Source organism: Nocardiopsis sp. NPDC055824 (assembly GCF_053616335.1).
The window spans coordinates 1-15,404 of sequence record NZ_JBSHDN010000164.1 but is presented as its reverse complement, the minus strand read 5'-3'; the positions used below and the strand labels follow the sequence as shown (position 1 = coordinate 15,404).

Here is a 15,404-nt window from a genome sequence, read left to right as displayed (position 1 = left end):
GGATACCGCCGCAGCCCCGGGTGCACGGTCGCGCAAGCGCGGCCCCCGGGGACGCGGGCCCCCCCCCCCCCCCCCCCCCCCCCGCGGCGGCGCCCCCCCCCCGAGAAAGGACCCCCCCCGGGCCGCCCCGCCCCCGCCGCGTGCCGTGCCCGCCCGGGGCTCCGCTCCGGCCCGGGCGCCCGGGAGCGCGGACGTCCCCGGCTCCTCCGCCGAGGCCTCGTACCCGTGGCGGGGCCGGGCGCCGGGACCGGCCACGGGTACGAGACCACCGGGGCGGGGCCCGCGCCGCACCGGCGGCGGATCCGGACGGCCCGCTATCCCACGCGCGCCCCCCGTTCCGGGCGCTCGCGGCGGCGCAGGGACAGCACGACGGCGCCGATCACCGTCAGCAGGACGGCCAGCCCGCCCCAGACCATGTCCTGGCCGATCAGCATCTCCCCGCCCTCGGCCCCGGGGGTCCGGCCCCCGTCCCGGCCGGTGATCGTCACGGCGAGCAGCACGACGACGGTCGCCGCGGCCGCCAGCCGGGCACCGAGCCGGGCGAGCGCCCGGAGCCTGCGCCCGCCCGCCAGATCGCGGGGCGTGAAGCGCTCGTCCGCGCGCAGCGGCGCCAGCAGCCGGGCCAGGAGCAGCAGGGCCACGGGGAGCTGGAGGGCCCACACGAACGTGCGGAACCAGCCGTCGAACCACACGTTCGTGCCGTAGAGCAGGGTGTGCCAGACGCTCAGCGCGTAGACGACGATGACGAACCGGTGCAGCGCCCGCCACGTGCGCGTCCCGGTCCGGAACCGGAAGTAGTAGGCGAGGCTGAGCGGCACGGCCAGGTAGAGGGCGATCAGCCCGATGAGGATCGCGACCTGCCCGGTCCCGGTGGCGTATCCGCCGGGCACGAACACGTCCACGAACGCGGACAGCAGGCGTCCGCCCCAGGCCAGCCCCTCCTCGTTGTCCCGCACGAGTTCGAGGAAGAACGCGAACGCGTGGGCGAACATCAGTCCCATGGTGGTGAGGCTGGTGACGCGGTGCCAGCGCTCGATGCGGGCGTGCGGGACGGGGGCCCGCGCCGGGGGCGCGGTGGAGCGGAGCAGCCCGAGCATGACGGTGATCCAGGCCCAGAGGAGCCCCGACCACCCGAAGGCCTGGCAGAGCCAGTACAGCCAGTACTCCCCGGCGTCGGACAGGAACGGCATGACCATGAGCGTCATCGAGGTCCCCGCCTCGATGCGTGCGTAGACGACGAAGAAGATGACGAGGGTGACGACAAGGGCGACGGCGCTGTCAGGAACGACGCGCCGCAGGTCGGCGCGGAGTGCCGCGCCGTCGATCCGGGAGGGTCTGCGCCCGGGGCGGGCGCGTTCGGGTCCGGTGGTGTCGGCCATGGGCGGGGGGTGCCTTTCGTGAGAGGGAACCCCTATGACAGCAGCGCTTCCCCCGCCTGGCCACCCCTCTTCCCGGGGTGTCCGGGGACCGGTCCGGACCGGTCCCCCCGGACGGCTCGCCCCTCGGCGGGGAGGGCGCCCCGGGCAGGGCACCTCCCCGCCGCCGCGCTTCCCGGGAGGCGGGCCGCAGGGGGCAGGCCTCAGGGGGGCGGGGCCGCCGGGGAGAACCCGAGCCGGAGCCGGTGCCGGCCGGCGGCCAGCCGGTGCGCGGGCAGCACGCCCGGGCCGCAGGAGGCCGAGCCGATGCCGTGGTGCTCCAGGTCCAGGTGCAGGTGGATCCGCCCGTCCGGCACCAGTTCGTGCGGGTGCCGGGCCGCGTCGAGGGCGGCCGTGTCCCACCGGCGCGCGGAGAGGCCGAAGACCGGGTCCCCGTCGATCCGCAGTCCCGTGCCGTCCTCCGCCCGCAGGACGGCCCACCGTACGTCGGCCCGGTTGCCGTTCTCCTGGGGCCGCAGGTAGGGCGTCTGGAGCCCGTCGACCGAGCTGGCGAACCGGCCGACCCTCGCGGCCTGGTCCACGTCGCGGTAGGCCTCGCCCGGGCCGCGCCCGAACCACTCGACCCCGCCCAGGGAGGAGGGCACGTCCATGCGCACGCCGAAGCGCGGCAGGGGGCAGGGCCACTCCCCCTCGGCCTCGGCGTCCACGTCCAGGAGCAGGCGCCCGCCCTCCGCGGTCCAGCGGTAGGCGACGAGCATCCCGAAGTCCGCTCCCGCCGGGGCGAGCCGGTCGCGCACGACGTACGCGTCGCCGTCCCGCCCGGCGGAGAGGCGGCGCGAGGTGATCCGGTCGAGCCCGGCCGCCCGCCAGGGGACCTCGACGGACACCCCGTGGCGCGCCTGGTCGTTGTCGGTCGGCGCGCGCCACAGGTCCACCGCCGGGGTCCCGACCGGCAGTCCTCCGACGGAGAGCAGGGCGCCCGTTCCCGTGTCGAGGACACCCGGGCCGAGTCGGAGCAGGGCGCCCTCCGTGCCGGCGGCGGGTGCGGCGGTCCCGACCGGCCCCGGGGCCCCGGCCGTCCCGGCAGCGCCGTGTCTCCCGGTGGCGAGCCGGGCCTGCCCCCAGGCCAGTTCGTGCCCGGCCGGGGCCCAGGGCTGGTCCGCGCCCAGGTGGACCGACACCGTCAGCCACGCCTCGCCGCCGCCGGGCGGCTCGGGCATCCCGGGCAGGGGGACGTCCGCGTCCGCCCCGGGGCCGAGCACCGGCATGTCCAGCACACCCTCCGCGAACGGCACGCCCTCCTCCTCCGCGCGCCACCGGAGGACCAGCCCGGACGTGTCCCGGAAGTCCCAGGTGTTGGCGATCCCCACCGTCCCCGCGGCCGGGTCGGGGACGACCCGCACCGGCTCGATCGTCTTCTTGTAGGCGTGCAGCCCGGGCCCGGGCGTGCGGTCGGGGAGGAGGAGGCCGTCCGCGACGAAGTTGCCGTCGTGCACCGTTTCGCCGAAGTCTCCGCCGTAGGCGAACCACTCGGCGCCGTCCGGTCCGCGGCGGCGGATCCCGTGGTCGATCCACTCCCAGACGAACCCGCCCTGGAGTCGCTCGTGCCGCGTGAACAGCTCCTGGTACTCCTCCAGCCCTCCCGGGCCGGCGCCCATGGCGTGCGCGTACTCGCACAGCACGAACGGGAGCCCCCGCCGGTGGGCGTCGGCCCCGGGGTCGTCGGTGGCCTCCTCCTCGCGGCGGCCGATCGCGTCCACCTCGTCGTGCGGCGGGTACATGCGCGAGTACACGTCGGCGTAGGAGCTGTCGCGGTCGCCCTCGTAGTGGACCGGCCGGGAGGGGTCGTGCTCGCGCACCCAGGCGGCCATGGCCTCCAGGTTGCGGCCGGTCCCCGACTCGTTGCCCAGGGACCACAGGACGACGCTCGGGTGGTTGCGGTCCCGCCCCACCGTCCGGGCGATCCGGTCGAGGTAGGCGTCACTCCAGCGCGGGTCGTCGGAGGGGTTGCCGCGCCACCCCACCAGCTCGAAGCCGTGGGTCTCCAGGTCGCACTCGTCCACGACCCACAGGCCCAGCTCGTCGCACAGGTCGAGGAAGTCGGGGTGGGGCGGGTAGTGGCTGGTGCGCACGGCGTTGACGTTGTGCCGCTTCATCAGCAGGACGTCCTCGCGCATGGTCTCCCGGGGCACGGCGCGGCCGTGGTCGGGGTGCCACTCGTGGCGGTTCACGCCGCGCAGCAGCAGCGGCCTGCCGTTCACGCGCAGCAGGCCGCCGGAGACCTCCACGGTGCGGAAGCCGACGCGCAGCCGCGCCCGCTCCCCCGGCGCGGCGACCACCGCGTCGTAGAGGCGGGGCTCCTCGGCCGTCCACGGCTCCACCGGGCCGACCGCGTGCTCCACCCCGGCCGGGGCGTCCACCAGGCCGAGCTCCGGAACGCTGACCAGCGCCTCCGCCGATCCGGCCACGTCGACGCGCAGGGTGCCCGTTCCGTCCTCGTGGTCGTAGGAGGCGTGGACGGCGACGTCGCCGATCCCCCGCTCGGGGAGGGCGGTCAGGGTGACGTCGCGGAAGATCCCGGACAGCCACCACATGTCCTGGTCCTCCAGGTAGCTGGCCGCCGACCACTGGTGCACGCGGACCGCCAGGACGTTGCGGCCCGGGCGCAGCAGGTGGCCGGCGTCGAACTCGGCGGCCAGGCGGCTCCCGGTGGAGAAGCCCAGTTCGGTGCCGTTGAGCCACACGCGGAAGCAGGAGTCCACGCCGTCGAAGCGCAGCGCGGCGGCCCCCTCCGGCCAGTCCTCCGGCAGGTCGAACTCCCGCCGGTGGTCCCCGGTGGGGTTCTCGTCCGGCACGTGCGGGGGGTCCACGGGGAAGGGGTAGACGACGTTCGTGTAGGCGGGGGCCCCGTGGCCGTGCAGCTGCCAGTGGGAGGGGACGGGCAGCCCCTCCCACCCGGAGTCGTCGTAGTCCGGCCGCTCGAAACCGTCCGTGCCGGCCGGGGCCCCGGGGAGCATCCGGAACCGCCACGTGCCGTTGAGGTCCAGGGCGGGGGCGTCGCCGTCGAAGCGGGCGCGGGGCGCGCGGGCCCCGGCGGAGGGGGCGAAGTCCTCCAGGTAGGCGGGCTTGCGGGTCTCGGTCATGTCAGACCTCCCTCAGGTGCAGGAGCAGGGCTTGGGCCGGGTTGAGGTTGGGCAGCTGCACCCCCGAGCGGGCGAGGACCGCGCCGGAGACGGCGGCCTCCCCCTCGGAGAACCACGCCGGGAGCGCCTGCTGCAGGGTGGAGGGCCGTCCCGCCTCCCGGCGCCACGCCAGCCGGTAGACCCGGTCCTCGCGCAGGCCGGGCAGGCGTACCCGTCCCGGGAGGGCCCGGGCGGAGGTCGTCAGCCGGGAGTACCGGAAGACCGCCTCGCCGCCGTCGCGGGAGACCACCCCGTCGAGCTGTTCGGAGGGGTCGGGCGCGTCGGCGTGCACGGGGTCGCCCGAGTGCAGGAGGGGCCGCAGCTCCTTGTAGAGGGAGATCCAGGAGGCCAGGGCGCCGAGCTCGTCCTCGGTGCACGCGGTGATGTCCCATTCGATCCCCGTGTGGGAGAGGAGGGCGGCGAGGCAGCGGAACGACAGGTCCGCGGCCCGGCCGGTGGTGTGCGAGACGGGGCCGCCGACGTGGCTGCCCACCAGCTCGGGGGGCAGGAGCAGGGAGGTCCAGCGCTGGAGGGCCAGCCGCTCCAGGGGGTCGTTGCAGTCGGAGGCCCACACGCGGTCCGTGCGCTCCAGGACGCCCAGGTCCACCCGTCCGCCGCCGGAGGAGCACGACTCGATCTCCAGGCCGGGGTGGCGCTCGCGCAGCCGGTCGAGGAGCTCGTAGACGGCGAGGGTCTGCCGGTGCGTGCCCGCCGCGCCGGTGGGGGCGTGCACGGGTTCGAGCAGGTCGCGGTTGTGGTCCCACTTGAGGTAGTCGGGCCGGTACTCGGTGACCAGGGCGTCCAGGTGCTCGAACACGTGCCGGAAGGCCTCGGGCCGCGACAGGTCGAGGACCTGCTGGCTGCGGCTGGGCGGGGGCAGGCGGCCCTCGGCGGCCAGGATCCACTCGGGGTGGGCGCGCAGCAGGTCGGAGTCGGGGTTGGCCATCTCCGGCTCGACCCACAGCCCCACCTCCATCCCCAGGGAGCGGACGTGGTCGAAGAGGGGGTGCAGGCCGTCGGGCCACACCCCGGTGTCCACCGTCCAGTCGCCGAGCCCGGCGGTGTCGTCGCGGCGGCCCCGGAACCACCCGTCGTCCAGGACGAACCGCTCGGCGCCGATCCGGGCCGCCGTGTCGGCCAGCCGCTCGAGCTTGTCGAGGTCGTGGTCGAAGTAGACGGCCTCCCAGGTGTTGAGGACGACCGGTCGCGGCGTGGAGGGGTGGCCCGGCCTGGCCCGCAGCCAGCGGTGGATCCGTGAGGACATCCCGTCCAGCCCCCGGTCGGACCAGGACAGGAACACCCACGGCGTGGAGTAGGACTCGCCCCGGGCGAGCCGGACCTCGCCGGGGTGGAGGAGTTCGCCGCCCGCGAGGACCGCGTCGGCGTGCCCGGCCCCCTCGGGCAGGCGCTCGGCCAGGTGGACGTGGTCGCCGCTCCAGGCGGTGTGCACCCCCCACACCTCGCCGTGCCGGAACCCGAACCCGGGCGTCCCGGCGGTGAGCAGCAGCGTGGCGTCGTGCCCGGTCCTGCCGCGGCGGGAGGCGCGCATGCGCGTGCCCATGGAGAGGTCCTGGCGCTGGGGCGCGCGTTCGCGGCACCAGCGCCCGGTGAGGTCGAGGACCTCCCCGGCCTCGCGCGGCAGGGGCATGGTGACCAGGAGGGAGTCCAGGGTCCACGGGGCGTCGTCGGTGTTGGTGACGGTGTTGCGGGCGCGGACCAGCCCGGAGGGCTCCAACCTCAGCTCGCAGCGCAGTTCCAGCCCCGCGGCCCCGGCGAGGACGGTGACCGCGCCCCCCGCGCCGTCCCCGGGGGCGCCCGCCCCCGCGCCGCCGTCCGGCCCCTCCGGCGGGTCGACGGTCACGGAGCGGACGGTCCAGGCGGGGAAGGTCACCCGGCCCTCGTGGTGCCCGGCGATCCCGGGGTGGCCGCGCCAGCCCTCCCCCTGGGTGGGCACCAGCGACATCCAGGTGGGGACGTCGATCCCGTTGTGGGCGGCGGGCGGCGACGCGGCGGCGGCGAGCCCGGTGTCGTCGGGCAGGTCCGCGCCCCAGTGCAGCACGTGGGGCAGGCCGTCGTCGGGGACCCCGACGACCAGCGCGGTCCCCGCCGCGTTCAGGCGGACGGTGCGGTACGTCATCCCTTGCTCGCTCCCAGCGTCAGTCCGGCCACGAAGTGGCGTTGCAGCACGAAGAACACGACCAGTGTGGGCAGGGCGACGATGACCGACCCGGCCGACAGCAGGTTGTAGTCGACGAAGAACGCGCTCTGGAGGTTCTGGAGCGCGGTGGTGATGGGCAGCTTGTCGCCGCTGGACAGCAGCGCGAGCGCCCAGAAGAAGTCGTTGTAGATCCAGGTGACCAGCAGTGTGGCCAGGGCCGCGAGGCTCGGGCGGCACAGCGGGAGCACCACCTTCCAGTACTGCTGGAAGACGGTCGCCCCGTCCACCCTGGCGGCTTCGAGGAGCGACGCGGGCATCGCCCTCATGAAGTTGCTGAGGACGAACGTGCAGAAGCCGATCTGGAACGCCGTGTGGATGAGGACGACGCCCAGGTGGCTGTCGTAGAGCGACCCGGACCCGCTGATCCAGTAGGGCAGGGGAACGGCGTTGTAGAGGCGGAACAGCGGGACGAGGAGGGCCTGCGGCGGCAGGAGGTTCGCGGCGAGGAACACCGCGAGCATCACCAGGTTGAAGCGGCGCGAGTAGGCGGAGAGCACGAACGCCGCGCACGACGACAGGAACAGGGTGAGCAGCACCGCGGGGACGGTGATGACCAGGGAGTTCAGGAAATAGCCCGGCAGTTCGCCCTGGTTCCAGGCGTTGGCGTAGTTGTCGAGGGTGAACCCGCCGAGGGACAGGTAGCCGTGCACCGCCGTGTAGTCGTAGTCGCGGAAGGAGTTCACCACCGCCCACAGCACGGGGAACAGCCAGGCCAGCGCCGTCACGACGAGGAACGCGTGCAGCAGTACACGTGCCGGGCGGAGGCGCCGGCGGGCGGGGCTCCGGCGCGTCGGGGGCCCGGTGCGCCGGGTCTCGGGGAGGGTCTCGGCGGTCACCTCTGGGCCCCTCTCAGCATGGTGGACACGTAGACGACGATGAACACCAGGGAGATCACCAGCATGACCACGGCCAGCGCGGAGCCGAAGCCCACCCTGCTGGCCTCGCCGATGACGTTGGAGGTCACCAGCGCGGAGATCAGCTCCAGGCCGTTGCGGCCCCGGTTGATGACCCACACGATGTCGAAGGCGCGCAGTGCGTCGATGACGGTCACGACGACCACGACCAGGTTGATGGGGAGCAGCGCCGGGAAGACGACCCGGGTGAAGGTGCGCACGGGTCCGGCTCCGTCGATGGCGGCGGCCTCGCGCAGGGACGGGTCGACGGCCTTCAGCCCGGCCAGGTAGAGCAGCATGATGTACCCGGTGTGCCGCCATCCGGCCGCGACCAGCACCGCGTACAGGTTGATGTCCGGGTTGCCGAACCAGTCCACGGCGGGCGCGTCGGCGACCATGGCGAGGAACGCGTTGAGCAGCCCCTGGTCGCGGGAGTAGATGAGCTGCCACACGAACCCGATGAGGGCGAGCGACAGCACCACGGGCAGGTAGAAGATGCTCTGGTACACCGAGCCGCCGCGCAGCTCCCGGTCGAGCAGCACCGCCAGGAACATCCCGAGCAGGGTGGGGACCGTGAACAGGACCACCAGCCACACGAGGTTGTTGCGCAGTGCGGGCTCGAACGGCGGATAGATGGTGAACGCGTCCGTGTAGTTCTGGACGCCGATCCACTCGATGGTGTCCAGGCCGCCGATGCCGTCCCACCGGGTGAACGACAGCAGGACCGTGGCCGCCGCGGGCAGCCACACCAGGCCGACCACGAGCAGGGCGGGCACGCCCAGCATGAGGGCGAGGGCGGCGCGGTCGGCGCGCCCGTGGCGGGGACCCGTCCCCGGGCGCCGGGCGCGTCCGGTGCGCCGCGCCGGGGCGGGGGGCGGGGGCCCGTCCGTCCTGGCGGCGGGGGGCGGCGGGGGGCCGTTCGACGCCATGCCTGTCTCCTTCACTTCTGGTTCACCGGCCGAAGATCGACAGCTTCTGGCGCTGGATCGTGCCGGTCAGGTCGGCGATGTCGTCGGGTTGGCGCAGGAAGCGCTGGAGGGCGGGGATCATGACGACGGACGCGAAGTCGGGCCGGGTGTCGCGGTCCATGTACTGGGTGAGCGCGCCGGCGCTCGCGACCATGTCGTTGACCTTCGCGTCGAGCGGGCTGAACCCGCCGGTGCCCGCGTCCAGGTGGGTGGGGAGCGCCTGCGGGTCGATCGCGGTGTAGATCTCCTGCGCCTCCAGCGAGCCGAGGTGGCCGAGGAGTTCGCGGGCGCCCTCGGGGTTGCGCGGGTCGCCGGAGACCATGAACCCGTCGATGGGCGCCTCGACCACGTCGGCGCCGATCTCGGGGTCGAACTCGGGGAAGGCGAAGCAGTCCAGGTCGTCCAGGTCCTCCCCCTCGGGGAAGACGTGGGTGATGAACATGCCGCACAGCATCATCCCGGCCTCTCCGCGGACCAGGGAGGTCTGCGCCTCGTTGATCCCCCGGCCCAGGGGGTCGGGCTGGTGGTGGGGCAGGAGCTCGGCCCAGGCCCCGAAGACGCTCCTGACCTCGGACGAGTCCCAGGAGTGGTCGCCGTCGAGGAGTTCCAGGTGGAACTCGGGGCCGTTGATGCGCAGGTTGAGGTGGTCGAACATGCCCATCGCGGGCCAGCCCTCGCGGATCCCGGAGGCGAGGGGTTCGAGCCCGTCGGCGCGCATCCGCTCGCACAGTCCGACGAACTCCTCCCTGGTGGCGGGGACCTCGTAGCCGTTGCGCTCGAACAGGCTCCTGCGGTGGAAGACCGCCCAGGGCGCGGTGGAGTCGGGGACCATGTACTGCCTGCCGTCGGGGGCCGTGCACAGGCTCCTCACCTGGTCGGTGAAGGCCCCCTCGAAGTGCCGGTCCCAGACGTCGGTGACGTCGCTGATCAGGCCCCGTTCGGCGAAGAAGCGCATCCGGTACCCGGCGAACCAGCCGATGACGTCGTCCGGGGTGCCCTGCAGGTAGTTGTTGATGCTCTCCTGGAAGGAGGTGGAGTCGAAGGTGTTGACCTCGACGGTCCGTCCGGAGGCGGCCTCGTACACGCCGAGGCTCTCCCGGACGGCCTCCCGCTGGGCGGGGTTGGCCCGGTTCGAGGCCATCCTGACCGTGTTCGGGTCGTCGCGGCCCGCGGCGCCGCACCCGGTGAGGCCGGGCAGGGCCAGGAGCGCCCCGGCCCCGGCCAGGCCGCCCAGAAGGGCGCGGCGCCGCAGGCCCGGCGGTCCCGGAGGTCTGTGGTGCATCGAGGACTCCTCCGAACAGGTGTGAAGGCGATCACAGTTCTCCACATGTTCGGTACATCACTCCCACTTGTCAACACTTATCAACTTTTCCGAACAGAAAACCACGCACTACCGCCCCTATTGACACGAACGCGGAACCTGCAACACTGGATCGAACACCTTTCAACATTTCCACTCATCGCTTGGGGGACGGATGCTGGCCGCGCAACGGCAGGAGCTGATCCTCGAACAGGTCAGGCGGACCGGGGGCGTCAGGGTCGCCGACCTCGTCGAGAGCCTCGCCGTGTCGGACATGACCGTCCGGCGCGACCTCGACGTCCTGGAACACCGCGGCTCCCTGCGCAAGGTGCACGGCGGCGCCGTCGCGCCGGAGGGCCCCCGCACCGAGGAGCCGGGCTTCGAGGCCAAGTCCACCCGCCAGGAGGACGAGAAGCACGCGATCGCCCGCGCCGCCGCCGGCCTGGTCGAACCGCACAGCGCCGTCGGCCTGTCGGCCGGCACCACGACCGCCCTCGTCGCCGAGTACCTGGCCGACACCCCGGGGCTGACCGTGGTCACCAACTCCCTGCACGTGGCCGAGGTGTTCCACCGCACCGCCCGGCCGGACCAGACCGTCGCCCTCACGGGCGGCTTCCGCACGCCCTCCGACGCGCTCGTCGGCCCGCTCGCGCTCGCCTCGATCCGCGGCCTCAACCTGGACACCCTGGTCCTGGGCGTGCACGGCATGCATGAGCGCGCCGGGTTCACCACCCCGAACCTCATGGAGTCCGAGACCAACCGCGCCCTGGTGGAGGCCGCCGCCACCCTCGTCGTGGCCGCCGACCACAGCAAGTGGGGCACCGTCGGGATCAGCACCATCGCGCCGCTGGACCGCTGCGACGTGCTCGTCACCGACTCCGGGATCCCCGACGCGGCACGAGCCGCGCTCTCCGAGCGGGTCGGCCGCCTCGTGGTCACCGACGTGCGGCCCCGGACGGAGCAGGGATGACGCGCGCTCCGCAGGACGGCCCGGCCGGGCGCCGGCACGGAACGGGCGCCGCGGACGTGGGCGCCGCGGACGTGGGCGCGGGGCGGGAGGCCCCCGGCCCCGCCGGCACGGGACCCGCCCGCCCCCTGCGCAGGACCCCGGCGAAGCTGGCCGACGGCCGCGAGATCGTCTACTTCGACGAGGGCGGCGCCGCCCGCGAGCCCGCGCCCGACACGCGCGACCTGCCGCCGTCCGCCACCGGCTCGGAGATGCGCTGGGACCCGCTGCTGCGCGAGTGGGTGGTCGTCGCCTCCCACCGGCAGGGGCGCACCCACCTGCCCTCCAGCGACGACTGCCCCCTGTGCCCCTCCGTCGGCGGGCGCGCGACCGAGATCCCGGCGGCCTCCTACGACGTGGTGGCCTTCGAGAACCGCTTCCCCTCCCTGGTCCCCGACCACGGCCGGGAGCTGGAGGACGTCGGCGAGCTGGAGCCCTCCCGCAGGGTGGGCGCGGGCCGCTGCGAGGTCCTCGTGTTCGGGTCCGACCACCGCGCGTCGTTCGCCGACCTCTCCCCGGAGCGCGCCCGCACCGTGATGGAGGCCTGGGTCGACCGGACCCTCGCCCTGTCCGCCCTGCCGGGCGTGGAGCAGGTCTACTGCTTCGAGAACCGGGGGCCGGAGATCGGGGTGACCCTCCACCACCCCCACGGCCAGATCTACGCCCTCCCGTTCGTGACCCCCCGCACCCTGCGCACCCTCGACTCGGCCGAGGAGTACCGGGCGCGCACCGGTGGCGACCTGTTCGCCGACGTCCTGCGCGCCGAACAGGAGGCGGGGAGCCGGGTCGTGGCCCGGACCGAGCACTGGACGGCGTTCGTCCCGGCCGCCGCGCGCTGGCCGGTGGAGGTGCACCTGTACCCGCACCGGGCGGTGCCCGACCTGCCCTCGCTCACCGGCGCCGAACGCGACGACTTCGGCCTCCTGTACCTGGACGTGCTGGGCCGCTTCGACGCCCTGTACGACGCGCCCCTCCCCTACATCTCCGCCTGGCACCAGGCCCCGGTCCGGGACCCCCGGCGCGGCCTGGCGCGCCTGCGCCTGGAGCTGTTCTCCGTCCGCAGGGCGCCGGGCAAGCTCAAGTACCTCGCCGGGACCGAGTCCGGCATGGGCGTGTTCATCAACGACGTCGCCCCGGAGACCACCGCCCGGCGCCTCAGGGAGGTCGCACAGTGAGACTGCTCGTCACCGGCGGAGCCGGATACATCGGCGGTGTGGTGACCGCACTGCTCCTGCGGTCCGGACACGAGGTGACGGTGCTGGACGACCTGTCCACGGGTCACCGCGACGCCGTCCCCGGGGACGCGCGGCTGGTGGTCGCCGACCTGGCGGACGCCGCCGACGTGCTGGACCCGTCGGTGGAGGCCGTCCTGCACTTCGCCGGGAAGTCGCTGGTCGGCGAGTCCGTGGACGCCCCCGGGGCCTACTGGCGCACCAACGTGGCGGGTTCCCTCGCGCTCCTGGAGGCGGTACGGCGCCACGGCGTCCGCCGGATGGTGTTCTCCTCCAGCGCCGCCGTCTACGGCGAGCCCGTGTCGCCCGGGCCGATCGCGGAGACCGACCCCGCCGTGCCCACCAACCCGTACGGGGCGAGCAAGCTCGCCGTGGACCACATGCTGGCGTCCTGGGCCCGCGCGTACGGGCTGGGCGCCGTGAGCCTGCGCTACTTCAACGTCGCCGGCGCCCACCTCGGCCTGGGCGAGCGGCACGACCCCGAGACCCATCTGATCCCGAACCTGCTGCGCGTGGCCGCCGGGGAGCGGGACAGCGCACGCGTGTACGGCACCGACTACCCGACCCGGGACGGGACGGCGGTGCGCGACTACCTGCACGTCGCCGACCTCGCCGACGCGCACCTGCGGGCCCTGGAGCGGGTGGTCCCGGGGACCCACCGCGCCGTCAACCTGGGCACCGGCGGCGGGCACACCGTGCGCGAGGTCCTCGACGCCGTCCGGCGGGCCACCGGCCACCCGGTCCCGGCGGTGGACTCCCCGCGCCGGCCCGGCGACCCGGCGGTGCTGGTCGCCGCCAACGATCGGGCGCGGCGGGACCTGGGCTGGACCCCGACCCGCACGCTGGACGAGACCGTCGCCGACGCGTGGGCGTTCGCCCGCGCGCTCCCCCGCCCGTGAAGCCGGCGGACGGCCCCGGACACGGCCCGCGGCGGGAGACCGGGGCGGGACGGGGACACGGTCGGCACACGGGGCACGAGGCCTCCGACAGACGAGAGGGCACCACCACATGAGCGACGTGTCGTCCGCGTTCCGCGCGGCGTTCGGCCACGGCCCGGAGGGCGTGTGGACCGCGCCCGGCCGCATCAACCTCATCGGGGAGCACACCGACTACAACGACGGGTTCGTGCTCCCGCTCGCCCTCCCCCTCGCCCTGACCGCCGCCGCCTCCCGGCGCCCGGACGGCGCCGTGCGGTTCCGGTCCGGGCAGACGGCCGGGGAGTTCCGCGCCTCCCTGGCGGAGCTGGTCCCCGGCGCGGTCGAGGGGTGGGCCGCCTACCCGGCCGGCGCCCTGTGGGTCCTGGGGCGGGAGGGGTACCCGGTGGGCGGGCTGGACCTGCTGGTCGACAGCACCGTCCCGACCGGCGCGGGGCTGTCGTCCTCCGCCGCGCTCACGTGCGCGGTGGTCATGGCCGCGGCCGCCCTGCACGGCGCCGACCTCCCGCCCGACCGGGTGATCCGCCTGGCCCAGCGGGTGGAGAACGACTTCGTGGGGATGCCCTGCGGGATCCTGGACCAGTCGGCGTCCATGCTCTCCACCGAGGGCCACGCCCTGTTCATGGACACCCGCACCATGGACACCGAGCAGGTGCCCTTCGCCCCCGGCGAGCACGGGCTCTCCCTGCTGGTGGTGGACACCCGCGCCCCGCACCGGCTGGTGGAGGGCCACTACGCCGACCGGCACCGCGCCTGCAAGGACGCCTCCCGGGCCCTGGGGCTGGCGGCCCTGCGCGACGTCGCCGACCTGCCGGGGGCCCTGGCGGCCCTGCCGGACGACCTGTCCCGGAGGCGGGTGCGCCACGTGGTGACCGAGAACGCGCGGGTGCTGGAGGCCGTGTCGCTGCTCCGCTCCGGCGACGTGCGCGCGGTCGGCCCGCTGCTGACCTCCTCGCACGCCTCCCTTCGCGACGACTACGAGGTCACCGTGCCCGAGGTGGACACCGCCGTCGACGCCGCCCTGGCCGCCGGGGCGCTGGGCGCGCGGATCACCGGCGGGGGGTTCGGCGGTTGCGTGATCGCGCTCGTGGCGGCCGACGGGGCGCGACGCTGTGAGGAGGCCGTACGGGAGGCCTACCGGGAGCGGGGCTTCGCCGAACCCGGGGTCTTCGAGGCCGTCCCCTCCGCGGGGGCGCGCCGCGTCGTCTGACACCTCCCGGGCCGCAGCGCGGGAGCGAGGGGCCGGTCGTCCGGGGCGGGGGCGCCCCCCTGCACAATGGCGGCCGAACGACAACAAGGGAGAACCGTATGGGCCTCAGGTTCGGACTGCTGGGCACCGGCCACTGGGCGGCGGAGACGCACGGCGCGGCACTGGACGCGCACCCCGGCGCCGTCCTCGCCGGTGTGTGGGGACGCGACCCGGCCAAGGCCGCGGCGCTCGCCGACCGCTACGGCGCCCGCGCGTACGACGACGTGGACGCGCTGCTGGCCGACGTGGACGCCGTGGCGATCGCCCTGCCGCCCGACGTGCAGGCCGAGCTGGCCCTGCGCGCGGCGCGGGCCGGAAAGCACCTCCTGCTCGACAAGCCCGTGGCGCTCTCGGCCGCGGCCGCCGGAGAACTCGCCGCCGAGGTCGCGGCGCGGGACCTGGCGTCGGTGGTGTTCTTCACCAACCGCTTCTCGGACAGCGTCGAGGAGTTCGTGCGCTCGGCCGCCGCCGAGGGCGGGTGGCACGGCGTCCGGGCGACCCTGTTCGCGTCGATCTTCCAGCCCGGCAACCCGTACGGCGCCTCACCGTGGCGCCGGGAGCGGGGCGGCCTGTGGGACGTGGGCCCCCACGTGCTGTCGGTGGTGCTGCCGGTGCTCGGCCCGGTCACCCGGGTGACGGCCCTGGCCGGACCCAGGCACACCACGCACATGCTCACCCAGCACGAGGGCGGGGCCGTCGGCTCGTTCGCGGTGACCCTCGACGCCCCGCCGGAGGCGAAGGCCTTCGAGATCGTCCTGCACGGCGAACGGGGCTGGGTCCCGGCGCCGGGCGGCGACCGGTCGGCGGTGGAGGCGTTCGGCACGGCGGTCGACCGGCTGACCGCCCGGATCGGCGGCGCGGAGGAGCCGTGCGACGTGCGCTTCGGCCGGGACGTGGTCGCGGTGCTGGAGGCCGCCGAGAGGTCCGTGTCGCTGGGCCGGGCCGTGGGCGTGGACGAGGCCACCGGGTAGGACCCGGTGGCCTTCCGGACGTGTGCCCCGGGGCCACGGCCCCGGGAGGACCGCCCCGGCCGGGAGCACCGGCC

Annotated in this window: 11 protein-coding genes; 5 read left to right on the top strand and 6 right to left on the bottom strand. The window is 74.8% G+C overall.

Annotated features, from left to right (window positions below; genetic code table 11):
- Positions 1-314: 314 nt before the first annotated feature.
- The 6 genes from ACWGL3_RS24820 to ACWGL3_RS24795 all read right to left on the bottom strand — a co-directional run bounded on the left by ACWGL3_RS24820 (position 315) and on the right by ACWGL3_RS24795 (position 9,919).
- Entirely contained in the window at positions 315-1,379 is a 1,065-nt protein-coding gene (locus tag ACWGL3_RS24820) for a ferric reductase-like transmembrane domain-containing protein (RefSeq protein WP_452461843.1), read from the bottom strand.
- A 200-nt stretch (positions 1,380-1,579) separates the two neighbouring features.
- Entirely contained in the window at positions 1,580-4,519 is a 2,940-nt protein-coding gene (locus ACWGL3_RS24815) for a glycoside hydrolase family 2 TIM barrel-domain containing protein (RefSeq protein ID WP_452461842.1), read from the bottom strand.
- A gap of 1 nt (position 4,520) precedes the next feature.
- Entirely contained in the window at positions 4,521-6,695 is a 2,175-nt protein-coding gene (locus tag ACWGL3_RS24810) for an alpha-galactosidase (protein ID WP_267946898.1), read from the bottom strand.
- Positions 6,692-7,612: a carbohydrate ABC transporter permease gene (locus tag ACWGL3_RS24805; protein WP_378554925.1), complete on the bottom strand. Its 921-nt coding sequence runs from the start codon at positions 7,610-7,612 to the stop codon at positions 6,692-6,694. Before ACWGL3_RS24805 ends, ACWGL3_RS24810 begins: the two co-directional genes overlap by 4 nt.
- Positions 7,609-8,598 (bottom strand): carbohydrate ABC transporter permease, encoded by a 990-nt coding sequence (locus ACWGL3_RS24800; RefSeq protein WP_267946899.1) that lies wholly within the window; start codon positions 8,596-8,598, stop codon positions 7,609-7,611. Before ACWGL3_RS24800 ends, ACWGL3_RS24805 begins: the two co-directional genes overlap by 4 nt.
- A 22-nt stretch (positions 8,599-8,620) precedes the next feature.
- Positions 8,621-9,919, bottom strand: coding sequence for an ABC transporter substrate-binding protein (locus ACWGL3_RS24795; protein ID WP_267946900.1), 1,299 nt, complete (start codon positions 9,917-9,919; stop codon positions 8,621-8,623).
- Positions 9,920-10,112: 193 nt separating this feature from the next.
- Here ACWGL3_RS24795 and ACWGL3_RS24790 point away from each other — a divergent pair, with 193 nt between their 5' ends.
- The 5 genes from ACWGL3_RS24790 (at position 10,113) to ACWGL3_RS24770 (ending at position 15,330) form a co-directional block, all read left to right on the top strand.
- Positions 10,113-10,907 carry a DeoR/GlpR family DNA-binding transcription regulator gene (locus ACWGL3_RS24790; protein WP_267946901.1) on the top strand — a complete coding sequence of 265 codons (795 nt, stop codon included), beginning with the start codon at positions 10,113-10,115 and terminating at the stop codon, positions 10,905-10,907.
- Positions 10,908-11,032: 125 nt separating this feature from the next.
- Positions 11,033-12,118 (top strand): galactose-1-phosphate uridylyltransferase, encoded by a 1,086-nt coding sequence (gene galT, locus ACWGL3_RS24785; RefSeq protein ID WP_267950546.1) that lies wholly within the window; start codon positions 11,033-11,035, stop codon positions 12,116-12,118.
- Positions 12,115-13,074, top strand: a complete 960-nt coding sequence (gene galE / locus ACWGL3_RS24780) for a UDP-glucose 4-epimerase GalE (RefSeq protein WP_267946902.1) — start codon at positions 12,115-12,117, stop codon at positions 13,072-13,074. Before galT ends, galE begins: the two co-directional genes overlap by 4 nt.
- 109 nt (positions 13,075-13,183) lie before the next feature.
- A complete protein-coding gene (galK, locus tag ACWGL3_RS24775) occupies positions 13,184-14,320 on the top strand; it encodes a galactokinase (protein WP_452461841.1) in 1,137 nt (378 codons plus the stop codon).
- Between the two features lie 98 nt (positions 14,321-14,418).
- Positions 14,419-15,330 (top strand): Gfo/Idh/MocA family protein, encoded by a 912-nt coding sequence (locus ACWGL3_RS24770; RefSeq protein ID WP_267946904.1) that lies wholly within the window; start codon positions 14,419-14,421, stop codon positions 15,328-15,330.
- Positions 15,331-15,404 lie beyond the last annotated feature (74 nt).

Coding starts and splice junctions, on each gene's coding strand:
- ACWGL3_RS24800 (WP_267946899.1), bottom strand. CDS start 8,598: ATGGCGTCGAACGGCCCCCCGCCGCCCCCCGCCGCCAGGACGGACGGG.
- ACWGL3_RS24815 (WP_452461842.1), bottom strand. CDS start 4,519: ATGACCGAGACCCGCAAGCCCGCCTACCTGGAGGACTTCGCCCCCTCC.
- ACWGL3_RS24810 (WP_267946898.1), bottom strand. CDS start 6,695: ATGACGTACCGCACCGTCCGCCTGAACGCGGCGGGGACCGCGCTGGTC.
- ACWGL3_RS24770 (WP_267946904.1), top strand. CDS start 14,419: ATGGGCCTCAGGTTCGGACTGCTGGGCACCGGCCACTGGGCGGCGGAG.
- ACWGL3_RS24820 (WP_452461843.1), bottom strand. CDS start 1,379: ATGGCCGACACCACCGGACCCGAACGCGCCCGCCCCGGGCGCAGACCC.
- galK (WP_452461841.1), top strand. CDS start 13,184: ATGAGCGACGTGTCGTCCGCGTTCCGCGCGGCGTTCGGCCACGGCCCG.
- ACWGL3_RS24790 (WP_267946901.1), top strand. CDS start 10,113: ATGCTGGCCGCGCAACGGCAGGAGCTGATCCTCGAACAGGTCAGGCGG.
- ACWGL3_RS24795 (WP_267946900.1), bottom strand. CDS start 9,919: ATGCACCACAGACCTCCGGGACCGCCGGGCCTGCGGCGCCGCGCCCTT.